This is a genomic window from Streptomyces sp. NPDC000075, assembly GCF_040301925.1.
Taxonomy (GTDB): Bacteria; Actinomycetota; Actinomycetes; order Streptomycetales; family Streptomycetaceae; genus Streptomyces; species Streptomyces polychromogenes.
The window spans coordinates 57,974-71,326 of sequence record NZ_JBEPFL010000033.1 but is presented as its reverse complement, the minus strand read 5'-3'; the positions used below and the strand labels follow the sequence as shown (position 1 = coordinate 71,326).

At 73.7% G+C, this 13,353-nt stretch carries 15 protein-coding genes; 4 read left to right on the top strand and 11 right to left on the bottom strand.

What is annotated here, in order from left to right; genetic code table 11:
• Nucleotides 1-59 precede the first annotated feature (59 nt).
• A complete protein-coding gene (locus ABT403_RS30510) occupies nucleotides 60-695 on the top strand; it encodes a TetR/AcrR family transcriptional regulator (protein WP_344166866.1) in 636 nt (211 codons plus the stop codon).
• Between the two features lie 42 nt (nucleotides 696-737).
• Here ABT403_RS30510 and ABT403_RS30505 read toward each other — a convergent pair whose 3' ends face one another.
• On the bottom strand, nucleotides 738-1,379 hold the full coding sequence (locus ABT403_RS30505) for a dihydrofolate reductase family protein (RefSeq protein WP_344166868.1): 642 nt from the start codon (nucleotides 1,377-1,379) through the stop codon (nucleotides 738-740).
• Between the two features lie 311 nt (nucleotides 1,380-1,690).
• On the opposite strand from ABT403_RS30505, the gene ABT403_RS30500 reads away from it, so the two are divergent.
• A complete protein-coding gene (locus ABT403_RS30500) occupies nucleotides 1,691-1,936 on the top strand; it encodes a hypothetical protein (protein ID WP_344166870.1) in 246 nt (81 codons plus the stop codon).
• Between the two features lie 25 nt (nucleotides 1,937-1,961).
• On the opposite strand, the gene ABT403_RS30495 is transcribed toward ABT403_RS30500, so the two are convergent.
• The 4 genes from ABT403_RS30495 to ABT403_RS30480 all read right to left on the bottom strand — a co-directional run bounded on the left by ABT403_RS30495 (nucleotide 1,962) and on the right by ABT403_RS30480 (nucleotide 5,907).
• Complete coding sequence (locus tag ABT403_RS30495) at nucleotides 1,962-4,013, bottom strand: hypothetical protein (RefSeq protein WP_344166872.1); 2,052 nt, start codon at nucleotides 4,011-4,013, stop codon at nucleotides 1,962-1,964.
• Between the two features lie 62 nt (nucleotides 4,014-4,075).
• The gene (locus ABT403_RS30490) at nucleotides 4,076-4,501 is read right to left on the bottom strand and encodes a subtilase-type protease inhibitor (protein ID WP_344166874.1); all 426 of its coding nucleotides are present in this window, start codon (nucleotides 4,499-4,501) and stop codon (nucleotides 4,076-4,078) included.
• A 261-nt stretch (nucleotides 4,502-4,762) separates the two neighbouring features.
• Nucleotides 4,763-5,242 carry a carboxymuconolactone decarboxylase family protein gene (locus ABT403_RS30485; RefSeq protein ID WP_344166876.1) on the bottom strand — a complete coding sequence of 160 codons (480 nt, stop codon included), beginning with the start codon at nucleotides 5,240-5,242 and terminating at the stop codon, nucleotides 4,763-4,765.
• Complete coding sequence (locus ABT403_RS30480; protein ID WP_344166878.1) at nucleotides 5,239-5,907, bottom strand: class II aldolase/adducin family protein; 669 nt, start codon at nucleotides 5,905-5,907, stop codon at nucleotides 5,239-5,241. The genes ABT403_RS30485 and ABT403_RS30480 overlap by 4 nt, the downstream gene beginning before the upstream one ends.
• Before the next feature lie 126 nt (nucleotides 5,908-6,033).
• On the opposite strand from ABT403_RS30480, the gene ABT403_RS30475 reads away from it, so the two are divergent.
• Nucleotides 6,034-6,438 (top strand): MerR family transcriptional regulator, encoded by a 405-nt coding sequence (locus tag ABT403_RS30475; protein WP_344166880.1) that lies wholly within the window; start codon nucleotides 6,034-6,036, stop codon nucleotides 6,436-6,438.
• Nucleotides 6,439-6,500: 62 nt separating this feature from the next.
• On the opposite strand, the gene ABT403_RS30470 is transcribed toward ABT403_RS30475, so the two are convergent.
• The 4 genes from ABT403_RS30470 to ABT403_RS30455 all read right to left on the bottom strand — a co-directional run bounded on the left by ABT403_RS30470 (nucleotide 6,501) and on the right by ABT403_RS30455 (nucleotide 9,728).
• On the bottom strand, nucleotides 6,501-7,070 hold the full coding sequence (locus ABT403_RS30470; RefSeq protein ID WP_344166882.1) for an LppU/SCO3897 family protein: 570 nt from the start codon (nucleotides 7,068-7,070) through the stop codon (nucleotides 6,501-6,503).
• 96 nt (nucleotides 7,071-7,166) lie between these two features.
• Nucleotides 7,167-7,706, bottom strand: coding sequence for a GNAT family N-acetyltransferase (locus ABT403_RS30465; RefSeq protein WP_344166884.1), 540 nt, complete (start codon nucleotides 7,704-7,706; stop codon nucleotides 7,167-7,169).
• 40 nt (nucleotides 7,707-7,746) lie between these two features.
• Nucleotides 7,747-9,087, bottom strand: coding sequence for an MFS transporter (locus ABT403_RS30460; RefSeq protein WP_344166886.1), 1,341 nt, complete (start codon nucleotides 9,085-9,087; stop codon nucleotides 7,747-7,749).
• Complete coding sequence (locus ABT403_RS30455) at nucleotides 9,084-9,728, bottom strand: ArsR/SmtB family transcription factor (protein WP_344166888.1); 645 nt, start codon at nucleotides 9,726-9,728, stop codon at nucleotides 9,084-9,086. The genes ABT403_RS30460 and ABT403_RS30455 overlap by 4 nt, the downstream gene beginning before the upstream one ends.
• Nucleotides 9,729-9,844: 116 nt before the next feature.
• Here ABT403_RS30455 and ABT403_RS30450 point away from each other — a divergent pair, with 116 nt between their 5' ends.
• Nucleotides 9,845-10,846: a rhomboid family intramembrane serine protease gene (locus ABT403_RS30450; RefSeq protein ID WP_344166890.1), complete on the top strand. Its 1,002-nt coding sequence runs from the start codon at nucleotides 9,845-9,847 to the stop codon at nucleotides 10,844-10,846.
• A gap of 6 nt (nucleotides 10,847-10,852) precedes the next feature.
• Here ABT403_RS30450 and ABT403_RS30445 read toward each other — a convergent pair whose 3' ends face one another.
• Entirely contained in the window at nucleotides 10,853-11,881 is a 1,029-nt protein-coding gene (locus ABT403_RS30445) for a S66 family peptidase (protein WP_344166892.1), read from the bottom strand.
• Nucleotides 11,882-11,978: 97 nt separating this feature from the next.
• Complete coding sequence (locus ABT403_RS30440) at nucleotides 11,979-13,091, bottom strand: glutamate--cysteine ligase (protein ID WP_344168374.1); 1,113 nt, start codon at nucleotides 13,089-13,091, stop codon at nucleotides 11,979-11,981.
• Between the last annotated feature and the right edge of the window lie 262 nt (nucleotides 13,092-13,353).

The following is a 13,353-nucleotide window of genomic DNA, read 5'->3' as shown; positions in this document are numbered from 1 at the left end:
GTAGAAAACTATACCAGGTGCAAGTTTCCCCTCGGTACCCCCATTGCTATCGTGTGCGCATGGCTGAACAACTTGGGCTGCGGGAACGCAAGAAGCAGCGCACGCGGCAGACGATCTTCGAAGCGGCTTTGCGCCTGTTCCTGAGCCGCGGCTTCGACGAGGTGTCGATCGTGGAGATCGCCGAGGCGGCCGAGGTCTCCAAGCGGACGCTCTTCACCTACTTCCCGACCAAGGAAGACCTCGTCCTGCACGTGTTCGCCGACCACGAGGACGAGTCAGCCCGCGTGGTCCGCGCCCGCCCGGCCGGTACGAGTCCCCTGGCCGCCCTGCACGCGCACGAGCTCGACGCCCTGGCCCGGCGGGACCCGAACACCGGACTCACCTCCGACCCCGAGGCCGTGGCCTTCGCCCGGCTGCTCAGCACGACGGCCAGCCTCAGCGAGCGGCTGCTGCGGTACGCCGAGCGCGGCATCGCGGCCCTCGCGGAGGCGCTGGAGGAGGCCGGCGCCGACGAGCTCACCGCGCGGCTCGCCGCCGTGCAGATCGTCACCGTGCTGCGCACCCTCGCCCACCGCAACAGCGAACAGGTCCAGGCGGGCCGCCCGGCCGACGAGGTCTACCCCGAGGCCGTGGCCGCCGCCGACCGCGCCTTCCGCCTCCTCGGCGAGGGCCTGGCCGACGCCCTGCCCGCCTGACGCCCCGGCCGCCTGACGCCCCGGCCGCCGGTGCGACCGTCGTCAGGAGCTCGCCAGGCCGCGGTCGGGGGCGCTCATGTCACCGGTGGCCGGCGTGCCGTCGGCGAGGCCGTAGCGGAGGTAGACGGTGCCGTTGGGGCTGGCGGCCGGGGGTGCCAGGAGGGTCATGTTGGTGGGGACCGCGCCCGTGTCGAAGACCTTCTTCCCGACGCCGAGGGTGATCGGGTGCACCCAGAGGTCGAGGCGGTCGAAGAGCTTCTCGCGCAGCAGGGACTGTACGAGGTCGAGACTGCCGACGACCTTCACGTGCTCGTGGCGGTCACGGAGTTCACGGACCGCGGCCGCGAGGTCCGGGCCGAGCCGCGTGGATCCGGCCCAGGAGAGGTCCGGCTCCCCGCGGGAGGCGACGTACTTCGGGACACGGTTGAAGAGGTCGGCGATCTCGTTGTCCGGGCCGCCCTTCTGGTGCGGCCAGTAGGCGGCGAAGATGTCGTAGGTCCGCCGGCCGAGAAGGAGGGCGTCCGTGTCCTCATACGCGGCGGCGATCTGCGCGCCGGTGACCTCGTGGAGCAGGGGTGCCTGCCAGCCGCCGAACGGGAACCCCTCCGGGTCCTCGTCGGGGCCGCCGGGAGCCTGCCCGACCAGGTCGAGGGTCGCGAACAGTTCGATGTGGATGAGGCCCATGGTGTGCTCCCGGGGAGTCTCGGGGTCGGTTGTTCCCGTCGCATAGGTAGACCCTCGCGGGGCCGTGGACTCATCGCCACGCCGAACCCGGGTTCCGCCGGACCCGGATTCCGCCGGGGCCGGCGGGCCGGGCGGACCGGCCCCGGCCCGGCTCGCGGCGGACTCGTACGGCCCCCGTGCCCTGGGGGGTGTCCACCGGCATGCGGATCCGGTTCCCGGGGGTTACGTTCGCAGTGACCCCCGCGCGGGATCCGCCCGATCGAGGAGCGCGGGCACGGTGGTGCGCTCCGCCGTCCGGAGAGGACAGACCGATGAAGGGACGACTCGCCTTCGCCGCGCTCGTCGCGGCGGTCGTCGCCGTACTCCCCGCCGCCGCGCCGGCCGGGGCGGTCCCGGCCCAGCCCGGCGGGGACTGTGCGGCGCTCATCAACCTGATCTCCGACCCGAACGTGTCCCTCCGCGAGAAGAAGCAGGCGGGCCGGGACTACGTGAACACCCACACCAGGGACGAGATCATCGAGTGCCGCAACAGCTACCACGGAGGCATCCCGCAGTAACGCGCGGCGGGAGGTGGGCTTCCGGTCAGCGGCCGGTGTGGTCGTTGCCGAGGGCGTCGCGCAGGTCCTGCAGTTCGGTGACGAGGGCCTGGCCGGTCTGGTTGACCGGGGTGAGGCGGTCGATGACGGCGCGGCTGCGGACGGTGTCCTCCGCGTTGATGCGGTCCATGATCTGGGCCAGCGTCGACTTCAGGCGGGCCTGGTGCTGCGCGTGGTGCTGTTCGACCGCGTCGATCAGGAGCCGGCCCTGGCTCTGGGTGACCCGTTCGAAGGCGCTGCGGGCCTGCCTCACGTGTTCGTCGATCATGTCCTTGCGTTCCTGGCGCGCCCTCTGGACCTGGGTCTCGCGGTCCTTGAGGAGGTCGGTGACCTTGGCGATGGCGATGGCCGCCAGGACGGCGGCGCCCGCCGGGACCGCGATGGTGGCGAGGCTGAGGCTGGTCGTGAGCCATACGGCCCCCGCCGCGAGCGGGCTGGCGACGCCCAGGGTGTTCGCCGCCGCCTGGACGACCCCGTACGCCGTCAGGGGCTGGCGGCCGTCCGTCTGCATCGGGAAGTAGCTCGTGTCGAGCGGTTCCGGGGCCACGAGCTGGGAGCCCGTGTCCACCCCGAGGTCCGCGCGCAGCAGCTGCCGGGCGCTCGTGTCGAAGGCCCGCAGTTCGCGCTCCCAGAGGGTGGCCGGGCCGTCCGGCGAGGTCATCCACCGGCTGAACAGCTGGACTTGGAGGACGTCGACCTCGTTGGCGTGCTCGGCGCTCAGGTTGCCGCGGTCGATCAGCGGATCGAGCTGCTGGTGCAGCAGTTCGGCCAGGCCGCCGAACGGGCCCCGGGCCGAGCGGATCCTGCGCTGCAGCTCGCGGCCGAGTTCGGTCCGGATGTGTTCCAGGGAGTTCTCCGCGCCCGCGATCCGGCTGCGCAGGCTGCCCATCTGGACCTCCAGGTCCTCCACGGCCAGCTGGTGGGTGTCGAGCATGTCGGCGAGCTGCCGCTGGCGGCGCCGCATCAGCCAGCGCGCCTCGTCGGCGACCTGGCGCAGGTGCGCGTGGCCCGCGCCGGATTCCATCAGGTCGCGGAGGTGCTCGCGCAGGGTCTCCATGCCGCTGAGCCGCCCGAGGGTCTCACCGTCCTCGCCCTGGGCCTTCTTGAACTCGCCCTCGGCCTCCCAGGCGGCGGAGACCGGCAGGAACCCCTCGCCGATGAACTGCCCGCCGGGGCCGCCGAAGTGGGTGCGCAGATAGGCGTTGTTCGTGGCGAGCACGCTCTTCCAGGCGGCCTGGCCCTGTTCGCGCTGGGTGGCCAGGTCGATCCCGCTGAGGACCCACAGGACCTTCTTGTTCGCGTTGCTCTGCATGTGGTGGGCGTAGAGGTCCCGGATGAGCTGGAGCTCGTTGGCGGTGAGGGCCGAGGTCGCGTGGCTCACGTAGATGAAGCAGTCGGCCTTGGCCCAGGCCTCCCGCATGATGATCTCGTGTTCCTCGATCGGGGACTCCGAGCCGGGCAGGTCGAAGAGTTTGACCGGCAGGCGGGCGTCGGAGAGGAGCACTTCGATCGACTCGACGCGCAGGTTGATGTGTTCGCGGCGGCGGTTGGTGATGTCGCCGTCCACCGCCCCGTACGCGGAGACCACGGCGGGCGGCAGGTCCGTGCCAATGTCCTCCACCCTGCCGCCCGCGAACCGGGCGCGCAGCATCGCCCGGCCCTCCCCGGTCCCGGCGGGCTCGTCTCCGACGGGGATGACCGTGCACGGGCACGCGGTGGTCGGGCGCGCGGACGACGGGAGGACCCCGAGGAACTCCGCCGACGGCATCCCGTCCTCGTCGGTGATGGGGATGTACTCCAGGCCGCCCTGGAGGCCGCTGATCAGGAAGCTCTTGCCGGACGACTGCCGCCCGAGCAGGGCCACGTTGAGCATGGAGGACAGGACACGGGTGCGCAGGGCCTCGATGCGGGCGGCGTCGCCGGCCAGGCCGGCCGCGTCGTCGAGAAGGTCGCGCGCTCCGTCCTCGTCGCATAACCAGCGTTCACAACGGCTCAGCAGGTGCTTGAGTTCGTCCTGGGCTTCCTCTACGGGCATCATGCGGTACTTCTACCGCAGGACGCCGCCGCGCATCAGCGAAACCGGTCAAGCCCGAGGGGGCTTCAGAAGGCGAAGAGCGGATTGCCGTTCAGGGCCGCGGACATCACGCAGGCGTTGGCGAAGGTGTGCTTCCAGGCGACCCGTCCGCCCTGCCAGCTGCCGTCCGCCGTGACCGTGACGGGGTCGAGGTGCTTCGGGCAGGCGCGGCCCGCGTCCGGGGCGGCCAGGAGGCGGTCGAACCGGCCGCCGGTGGCGTTCGCGGCGTCGCAGGCGGCCCTGGGGTCGGGGTGCGTGCCCTCGGCGGTGTAGGCGCAGCTGAGGACGGCCGCCCGCAGGACGGTGCCCGAGGCCGCGTCGTTCCCCCGGGTGACGGTGAGGACCATGGCGGAGGGGGCGGACGGGCTCGCGGGCGCGGCCTGCGCCGCACCCGCGGCCGCGCCGAGGCAGAGGAGGGTGGCGGCGGAAGTGGCGGCCAGACGGTGACGCATGATCACATCCCTTTCGGATCGAAGGCGTTGGATGACCGTGAAGACCGTAGCGACGGCCCGACAGGGTCGAGGCTTTCAGATTCGAAGGGAGGCCGCATGCCGACGATCGGGTTACGGACAGGGGGTTCGGATATCGGAGCGCGCAGGTGGGGGCGCCGCCGTTCCCCGGTGTGCTGGTGGCGGTGGTGCCGGGGCGCCCGCACTGACCGTCCAGGGTGACCGGATCAGTGCGGTGGCGGCCCCGGCGCGACCGCCCCGGCATCAGAACCGGGCCGGCTCCCCGTCCGCGCGGCCGCCGCCGTCCCCGTCCGCGCCGCCCGCGCCGTCCCCGTCCCCGTCGTCCCCGTCCCCGCCTTCCTGCGGCAGGAGTTCGGCGATGATCTCGGTGCCGAGCGCGTACGCCGGGACGCCCGCGGTGATGAGCGCCGTTTCGGCGACGCCGATGAGGTCGGCGATGGCGGCTCCGGCGTGCAGGGCGCCCTGGGCGTGGATCCGGGCGGGGTGCGCCCGGCCGAGGGCCAGCAGCTGCCCGAAGTGGACGAGTTGCTGCACCCGCGCGCCCAGCGGATTGCCGGTCAGCACGATGTGGCGCAGGGCCGCGAGCGCCTCCTCGGTCGGCAGCCGGTCGTACCGCGCCGCCAGGCGCAGCCTGTCCTGCACGCCGCCGGGGACGGTGCCGAGGGTGGAGCGGTACCGGTCGCGGACCGCCTCCGTACGGGTGGTGAGGGTGTCGTCCGTCATGACGCGGCCCGCGCGATCGCTGCGCGCACGGCCTCCTGGGCGCCCGGGGGGAAGTCCACGGCCCCGCCGATCGCCGCGGCGGCGATCTCCGCCTCGGCGCTCTCCTCGATCGCCACCACGAGGTGGGCGGTGGCCGCCGGATCCGGGCCGAACACCAGGAGGCCGTGGTTGGCCAGCAGGACCGCGGCCGTGGTCGGGCGGCGTTCCAGCACCTCGGCGATGCCGCGGACCGAGACGTCCGATCCGCGCGGTCCCCAGGGGACCACGGGGACCTCCTCGGCCTGCCCGAAGCGCAGCATCGGCTCGGTGCGGCAGGGCAGCGGCCGGTGGGCCACCGCGAAGGCGGTCGCGGAGGGCGAATGGGTGTGGATGATCGCGCCCACGTGCGGCCGGGCCGCGTAGACGGCGGTGTGCATGGCGGTGATCTCGGCGCTGACGGAGCGGAGTTCGCCGTCGAGTACGCGGCCGTCGAACGAGACGGTCGCCAGCTGCCCGGGCCGCAGTCCGCGGACGAATCCCGGCGTCAGCAGGAAGTGGTCACCGCCGTCGAGCCTGGCGCTCAGGTTGGCGTGCCCGGAGTGGGACATCACCCCGGCCTCGAAGAGCGCCTCCGCGGCCTCCACCAGCTGCTCGGCCCTCTCGGCCCGTGCGTACGTCTCCCCCATGGGGGCACCTCCCGGTGTCCTGTAGGCGGTGGCCCGTTCGCCCCCGCCGTCCTGCGGACCACTCTTCAACTTGAACTAAGGTTCAAGTCAAGACGAGGGACGAGGGGACGAGGAGGAGGGGCGGGGATGCGGAGCGACGCACGGATGACGATCGGCCGGCTCGCCGGGCTCACCGGGGTGCCGGCGTCGGCCATCCGGTACTGGGAGCGCAACGGGCTGCTGCCCGCGCCGGAGCGGGTGAGCGGGCAGCGGCGCTATCCGCCGGAGGCCGCGGAGCGGATCACGGTGCTGCGCACCTGCCAGCAGGCCGGGCTGACGCTGGTCGAGATCAAGGAGTTCCAGCGGGACCAGCCGCTCAGGGAGGCGATGATCCGCGCCAAGATCGGCGAGATCGAGCAGCGCATGGTCGACCTCGAACACGCGCACCAGCTCCTGACGCACGCCCTCAGGTGCGGGGAGGAGGACATCGTCGTCTGCCCGAAGTTCCGGGAGCAGATGGCCTCCTGGCGGACGGCCGATCCGGCGCCGTGAACGCGGGCGGGGGCCGCGCCGGGTCGGATGACCGGCGCGGCCCCCGCGGGGCGCCGAGGTGCCTACTTCTTGATCTGGTTGAGGCAGAGCACGAACTGCTTGCCGGAGTGGCGGCGGGAGCCCCGGGTCTGCTCGTAGTAGCCCATGTCGGACTTGCCCTGGCAGCGGTTGGTGTCCAGCGTGCCGGAGATGACGTCGACGACCTTGTAGGTGGCGCCGGCGGTGCCGCAGTCGACCACCTGGAGGTCCAGGGTGGCCGCCGAGGTGCCGTTGTTCTTCAGGCAGTCGCCGACCTCGGCGTGGTCGGCGTCGTCCTGGCTGAGGAAGTACCCCACGGCGGCGACGATGAGGACGAGCACGATGCCGATGCCCTTGAGGATCTTCATCGGCCCGATGCCCCCGCTCCGGGCCGGGGGCGCCGGGGGCGCGGCCCACTGCTGCGGGGGCGGCTGCATCTGCGGGTGCGGCTGGTTCGGGTACACCGGCTGCTGCGGCGCCCCGCCGTACGGCGGCTGGGCCTGCGGCGGCGGGTACGCGTACCCGGGCTGCGGCGGCGGGTACCCCTGCGGCTGCTGAGCGTAAGGTCCGGGCTGGCCGTAGGGGCCGGAGCCCTGCTGCGGCGGGTAGGTCATAGGGGAATCCCTCGATGGTCACGCGCTACGTCTGATTGACGTGGGCACGCTATATCAATCGATCACCATCGGCTGAATCCGTCCACTGGCCAGACCTCAATCGCCCCTGGCGGCGGGCTCGTCGTCCCAGTCGGGAGCCGTCGTGGTGCCGGAGAGCCAGTCCCGGCGCAGGACGCCGTACCCGACGGCGTCGTGCACCCGTCCGCCGGCCGCGGGCCAGGCGTCCCGGTAGTGCGCTTCCTTCACGTAGCCCGCGCGCCGGAAGACGCGGCGCATCGCCGCGTTGTCCCGGCGGGTGGTGCCCTCGATCCGCCGGACGTCCGGGAACTGCGTGAACACGTACCCGGTGAGCCAGACCAGGGCCGCTCCCCCGAGGCCCCGCCCCCGGTACTCGGTACGGATCCGCAGGTCGAACAGCGGTGTCGGGTCGCCCAGGTCCATCAGCCGGACGAGCCCGGCCCGTTCGCCGGCCAGGGTGATCCAGAAGACACGGTCGCCCGCACCGTCCCCGACCCACCCCCGCGCCTGCTCCTCGCCGACGACCTCCGAGCCGTGGAACGGCCAGGTGTCACCGCAGAGGAACTCGGCCAACTGCCGCGCGTGGGCGGGCTCGACACGCTCATAGGTGATCTCCACGGCCGCACTCTAGGGCCGGGGTCGCGGGCGGGGAACCGATTTACGACGCGGCTCGGTGTCCCGCGTGCGGCCGGGGTGCGGCGTCCGCAGCACCGGGCTCGGGGTGTGCGGGCGGCCGGACCCACAGGAGGGCCGCCGACAGCAGCGCGGCACCTCCCAGCAGCCAGGGCAGCGGGCCCTTCGGAAGGACACCGGTGATCAACCCGGCCAGGGCGCCGGCCAGTTGCAGGGCGAGGGACTGGACGGACAGCGCCGTCGCCCGTCCCGCGCCGTCGACACGGCGGTGCAGGGCCTCGTTCTCGCTCGGGCCCGCCGAGCCGAGCCCGAGGTAGAGCAGGCCGTAGCCCACGACCGCGAGCACCACGGGAACCGCGCCCGTGAACGCCGAGGTGGCTCCGAGCAGGAACAGCCCGCAGGCGCCGGCGGCGAGGCCGGCCAGGACGGCGCGCTCACCGCCGCCCGCGAGGCGGGCGGTCAGCGGTGCGAGCTGACTGCCGAGACCCGCGCAGACGAACCCGGCGCAGGCCAGGGCGGCGAAGAGCACCGCCCCAGACTCCGGCGCACCCGTGAGGGCGGCCGCGCGGCCCGGCACGAGCAGTTCGACCGCGGCCACGGCGCCGCCCGCGGCCCCCGCGCTGAGGAGCACCCGGCGGACCAGCACGTCACCGCCGCCCAGGCGCAGCCCGGCCGCGACCGTGGCCGGGACGTCCCGGAGCACGTCACGCAGCGCGGCCGCCGGGCGGGGCGGTTCGGGGAGCGCGGTCCACGCGTAGAGCACGAAGGCGATCTCCACCACCGCGCCCAGCAGCAGCGGGACGGACAGGGGCAGCACCAGCCCGGAGGTGGCCTCGCCGAGCCGGGAGCCGAGATCGGGTCCGAGGCCGAGCAGCCAGGGGAGGACGCCGCCGAGCAGGGTGCCGGCCGCGAGCGCGGCGGACGTCGCGGAGGAGCCGCGGGCCAGGCCGGTACGCAGGTCGGCGCCGGGGCCGGCGTGGGCGTGGACGGTGTCGACGTACCAGGCTTCGGCCGGTCCGCTGGACAGTGCGCGGCCGGCACCCATCAGGGCCGCGCCGAGGGCGAGCAGCCAGGGCGTGGTGCCCAGCGCCTGGAGGGTCAGGGCGGCCAGGTCCAGCAGGCCGGCGGCGGCCAGGACGACACGGCGTCCCAGTACGTCGGACAGTCCCCCGGTGGGCAGTTCCAGCGCCGCCGCGGTGAGGGAGTGCGCGGCGAGGAAGCCCGCGATGGCCGCCGTCGTCATCCCGCGCTCGGTGAACAGCAGGATCAGGGGTGCGATGGTCAGGCCCAGCGGCAGCCAGAAGAGCGCGCAGACGGTGACGTAGCGGCGGCGCGCGGCGGGTAGGTCCAGCGGCGGACTGGTCATATCGCACTCTCGGCATCGGACGGTGCGCCGGGGGCCTGGGGAGCGTCGACGGGCCGGGGTGCGGGTGCCAGGGGCAGTCCGGCGGTGAGGAGTACGACCTGCGCGGCGCGCGGGTCCGCCGCGTCACGGGCGGTCAGTTCCTCCAGCTTCCGGTCGAGGGCGTCCCAGAGTTCGGCGAGCGACTCGGGGGTCAGCCGGGGGAGCCGGTCGCTGATCCCGGACGGGCCCACCCACTCCTCCCCCAGCCGCCCGTCGGCGACGTCGGCCTCGTGCCGGACGAGGGAGGTCTCCAGGTGCTCGATCTGGACCCTGCGTGACACGCCGACGTAGGCGCGGCTGGCCGGCGTGGCGCTCATGGCCTCGCCGCTCCATGAGGTCGCGGAGTGCACCGCCTGCCAGCGGCGTTCGCGCCCGTCACGGTGCTCGGCTTCGGCGACGAACGCGTACTTGGCGAGGACACGAAGGTGATAGCTGGTGGAAGCGGACGACTCGGCCGTTCTGACGGCGAGTTCGCTGGCGGTCGCCGGTCCGTGCTGGCGCAGCAGCCCGAGCAGTTTGATGCGCAAGGGGTGGGTGAGGGCCTTCAGGGCCGCGGCGTCGCGCTCGGGATCGAGGACGCGTCTGGGTTCTTCGCTGACCATGACGGCAGGTTAGGACCCCCGCCGACTTTCCAAAAGTATTTTTGCAGAATTTATTTGGGAGTTGGTCGACGCAAGCCCCTGGCGGGGATGGCCGGAGGGTCTGACAGGCTTTGATCATGGACATGCACAGGGTGGTGCTCTATGGGTGCGCGGTGGCCGTCGTCGCGTCGGGGGTCGGGGTGCTCGCGGCGCTCGTCGCGCGGGACGACGGGAACGTGCCTCCTCCGGTGGCCCTGATACGGGCGTGGCGGCGGCCCGTGCCGCCGGTCGCGGCGGGGATGGTGGCCGTCATGGTGGTGCTCGGGGTGGCGCAGAACGTCGTGCCCGGGATGGTCGGCGCGCTGGAGCGGGAACCCGGTGGCGGGTGGTGGCGGGCCGTGACCGCCCTGGGGGTGCAGTCGTCGGGATGGGGCCAGCTCCTGCTCAACCTGGCCGCGCTCGCGGTGGTCGCGCCGGTGGCCGAGCGGCAGTTCGGGGCCTGGCGGACGGTGCTGGTCTTCGCGGTGAGCGGGGTCGCGGCGCAGGCGGTGAGCATGGCCGGCTGGAGCCCGCGCGGGGGCGGCGACTCGGTGGCGATCTGCGGCCTCGTGGGCGCGCTCGCCGCCTGGTACGTGGTGCGCGGTGACGGAGCGCGGCGGGGGGCGGCCCTCCTCGTCCCCGCCGCCGGACTGGTGCTGTGCCTCCTCGCCGACAACCACGGAGTGGGACTGCTCGTGGGCGGCGGGCTGGGTGCGGCCCTGGCCGGCCTCGCCGCCGGGGCACCTGTGGAGGTGCCGCTCCCCCGGATGTCCGTGCTCTTCGACCCCGAGCCCGGCCGGTGGGGCCTGCGGGGCGACCCGTACCTGTGGCGGGCGCTGCGCGACGCCCTGTCCGGGACCGACCTCCCGGCCTCTCCCGAGGCCGTGGCCCACCGCCTGCGGGTGGCGTTCCGCGAGCTCGTCGGGGAGGACCTCTACGAGAGCGCGGCGTCGTCCGTGTACCTGGAGCGGTACGCACAGCCCCACGGCGGCATGTCCAGCGGCTCGGTCTCCCTCGACGCGTGGCGGGAGAGGCTGATGCCGGTGCTGCTGGAGCGCGCCGGGGAGCTGCTGGAGTCCCGGGCGCCGCAGGGGCGCTGACAGCCGTCAGCGCAGGGTCTGGGTGAGTTCGCTCCGGCCCGGGGTGTGGACGACGCGGCCGTGCGCCCCGTTGACGAGGGGCAGGTACGGTGCGACGTGCCCGCATTCGACGTCGGCGATGACGGGCACGCCGAGCGGGCCCAGGGCGTCGAGGACGGCCTCGTGCTGGCTGAGGGAGCGGTTGTCCGGTGCGTAAGTGCGGCCGACGAGCACCGCGTTCGCCCGGTCGAAGAACCCGGCGAGCCGCATGCCGTGCAGGTTGCGGCAGATGGTGAACGCATCGTCGCCCCCCGCCTCCACGTACACGAGGAGCCCGTCGGGCGCCTCGGCGTCGGCGAAGGCCGCGACGTCGAGGTAGGGGGTTCCCGTGAGGTTGCACAGGGTCTCGACGCAGCCGCCGATCAGCCGCCCCTCCGCGATGACGTCGCCGCTCCCGTCGAGCCGGGTCCAGGTCCCCGCGCGGTCGAGGGTGTGCTCGCGTATCCCGGGGAAGGCCGCGAAGTCGTCGAATCCGGGGGCCCGGTGGCGGCCGGGCGGGGTCTGGGTGAAGCCGTGCTCCTGCGGCGCCTCGGCGATGTCCAGCCAGGACCGCAGGCCTTCGGGCACGCGGTAGGGCGTGTCCATCAGGTTGGTCCCGTGGACGGTCGCCGTGCCCGTCAGCAGGGTCAGCGGCGTCAACAGGGTCGACATGTCGGAGTACCCGACGATCCAGGTCGGCTCCGCCTCGCGCAGGCGGGCCCAGTCGAGCAGCGGCAGCAGGTCGATCGCGGTCTCGCCGCCCCACGGCGGTACGACGGCCCGGATGCCCGGGTCGGTCAGCATCGACGTCAGTTCCGCCGCCCGGTCTGCGGCCGGGGCGCTGATGTGCCCGGCGCCGTCCATGCACCGGCCGACGACGACCTCGTAACCCCGGTCCTCCAGGTCGCGGACGGCGACGTCGAGGCGGGGGCGCATCGCCTCCGCGACCCCGCTGGACGGAGAGGTGACGCCGATGCGGTCGCCGGGACGCAGGGGACGTGGATATCGAATGGGCATACGGCGGATTCTGGCACGCGGGGGCGCGCGAAGATCACCGAATTCCGCGGGCCGCGCGCGGCCGGGGCCCGGTCACCCGCCCGCGCCGGCCTCGTCCCTACAGCGTGCGCGCCACCGTCAGGCGGGCGCACTCCGCCACCATGGCGCCCAGGTCGCCGGTGGTGCGCAGGAGGCGGCGCTGGATGCGGGCGCCGTTGCCGTGGGCGAGGAGGTGGGCGAGCCCCTCGCGTACGAGGTCGAGGTCGCCGTGGTCGTCGAGGGCGTCCCGTACGTGCTCCACCAGCACGTCGAGGACCGCTTCGGGAGCGGCGGGGCTCATGTCGCGCGGGTCGAGCAGGGGGCCGTCCAGGCCCGATCGGGCCGCCCGCCAGGCGGCGAGCCGCAGCATGCCGACGCCGACCGGGGCCGGCGGGCGTCCGGCGCGCCTCTCGCGGGCGGCGGTCTCCACCAGCGCGCGGCACAGGGCGGCGAGCAGGACGGGGGTGCCGGGTTCGAGGCAGACGTCGGCGACGCGGATCTCGACGGTGGGGTAGGTGGCGGAGAGGCGGGCGTCGAAGTAGATCATGCCGGTGTCGCGCAGCACCCCGGTGGCGATCATGTCGCGCACCTGCCGGTGGTAGTTCTCCGCGCTGCCGAAGAGTTCGGTGGGGCCGGCGGAGGGCAGGCGGTTCCACACGCGGCTGCGGTAGCCGGCGTACTCGCTGTCCTGGCCCTGCCAGAACGGCGAATTGGCGCTGAGGGCGGTCAGGACCGGCAGCCAGGGCCGGATCCGGTCGAGGACGCCCACGCCCTCGTCGTCCGATGCCACCGAGACGTGGACGTGGCAGCCGCAGGTGAGCTGCTCCCGCGCGGTCAGGCCGAACTGGCGGCTCACCCAGCCGTACCGTTCGCCGGGCATCGTGGACGGCGTCACCGGCAGCGGGGACGTGGCCAGGGCCGCCAGGGCCCCGCCCGCGTCGGCGGCGTGCCGGGCCGCCTCGGCGCGCCAGCGGACGATCTCCTCGGCCAGCTCCCCCATCCCGAGGACGGGCCGGGTGGCGAACTCCACCTGCTCGCACTTGAGCTCCGACTCCAGCGCGCCGGCCGCCGGCCCGTCCTTCCCGTTCCCCTCCCGGGAGGCGGCCGACATCACCGCCGCCGACAGCGCGAGCGGCTCGCCGGTCCGGGGGTCGACCAGCAGCAGTTCCTCCTCGACACCGACGGTGCGCATGTTCGTCATCGCGTCCCTCTCTCATCGGCTCCGTACGGGTGGCGCGCGCCCGGGCCGGCCGCGCACGCGCCGGGTGCAACGATGCCCAGCGACCACGCTCCTGCCCCGCAGGCGGCCGTTCGCCACGCCGCCCGGACGGTTCTCGGCTCCGGCGGACGCGGGCACCCGTGAGGGCCGGGCGCGCGGGATCGCCTTGCCGGACCGCCCCCGCTCGTCGGCGGTCCCGGCCTGCGAGAGGATCATGTGATCGATGAAGGATGAC

What these genes read in the sequence shown, in the direction of transcription:
- ABT403_RS30480 (WP_344166878.1), bottom strand. Translation starts at nt 5,907, where the DNA reads ATGGGGGAGACGTACGCACGGGCCGAGAGGGCCGAGCAGCTGGTGGAG.
- ABT403_RS30445 (WP_344166892.1), bottom strand. Translation starts at nt 11,881, where the DNA reads ATGCCCATTCGATATCCACGTCCCCTGCGTCCCGGCGACCGCATCGGC.
- ABT403_RS30505 (WP_344166868.1), bottom strand. Translation starts at nt 1,379, where the DNA reads ATGGGCCTCATCCACATCGAACTGTTCGCGACCCTCGACCTGGTCGGG.
- ABT403_RS30470 (WP_344166882.1), bottom strand. Translation starts at nt 7,070, where the DNA reads ATGACCTACCCGCCGCAGCAGGGCTCCGGCCCCTACGGCCAGCCCGGA.
- ABT403_RS30510 (WP_344166866.1), top strand. Translation starts at nt 60, where the DNA reads ATGGCTGAACAACTTGGGCTGCGGGAACGCAAGAAGCAGCGCACGCGG.
- ABT403_RS30440 (WP_344168374.1), bottom strand. Translation starts at nt 13,091, where the DNA reads ATGCGCACCGTCGGTGTCGAGGAGGAACTGCTGCTGGTCGACCCCCGG.
- ABT403_RS30455 (WP_344166888.1), bottom strand. Translation starts at nt 9,728, where the DNA reads ATGGTCAGCGAAGAACCCAGACGCGTCCTCGATCCCGAGCGCGACGCC.
- ABT403_RS30485 (WP_344166876.1), bottom strand. Translation starts at nt 5,242, where the DNA reads ATGACGGACGACACCCTCACCACCCGTACGGAGGCGGTCCGCGACCGG.
- ABT403_RS30500 (WP_344166870.1), top strand. Translation starts at nt 1,691, where the DNA reads ATGAAGGGACGACTCGCCTTCGCCGCGCTCGTCGCGGCGGTCGTCGCC.
- ABT403_RS30495 (WP_344166872.1), bottom strand. Translation starts at nt 4,013, where the DNA reads ATGATGCCCGTAGAGGAAGCCCAGGACGAACTCAAGCACCTGCTGAGC.
- ABT403_RS30460 (WP_344166886.1), bottom strand. Translation starts at nt 9,087, where the DNA reads ATGACCAGTCCGCCGCTGGACCTACCCGCCGCGCGCCGCCGCTACGTC.
- ABT403_RS30450 (WP_344166890.1), top strand. Translation starts at nt 9,845, where the DNA reads ATGGACATGCACAGGGTGGTGCTCTATGGGTGCGCGGTGGCCGTCGTC.
- ABT403_RS30490 (WP_344166874.1), bottom strand. Translation starts at nt 4,501, where the DNA reads ATGCGTCACCGTCTGGCCGCCACTTCCGCCGCCACCCTCCTCTGCCTC.
- ABT403_RS30475 (WP_344166880.1), top strand. Translation starts at nt 6,034, where the DNA reads ATGCGGAGCGACGCACGGATGACGATCGGCCGGCTCGCCGGGCTCACC.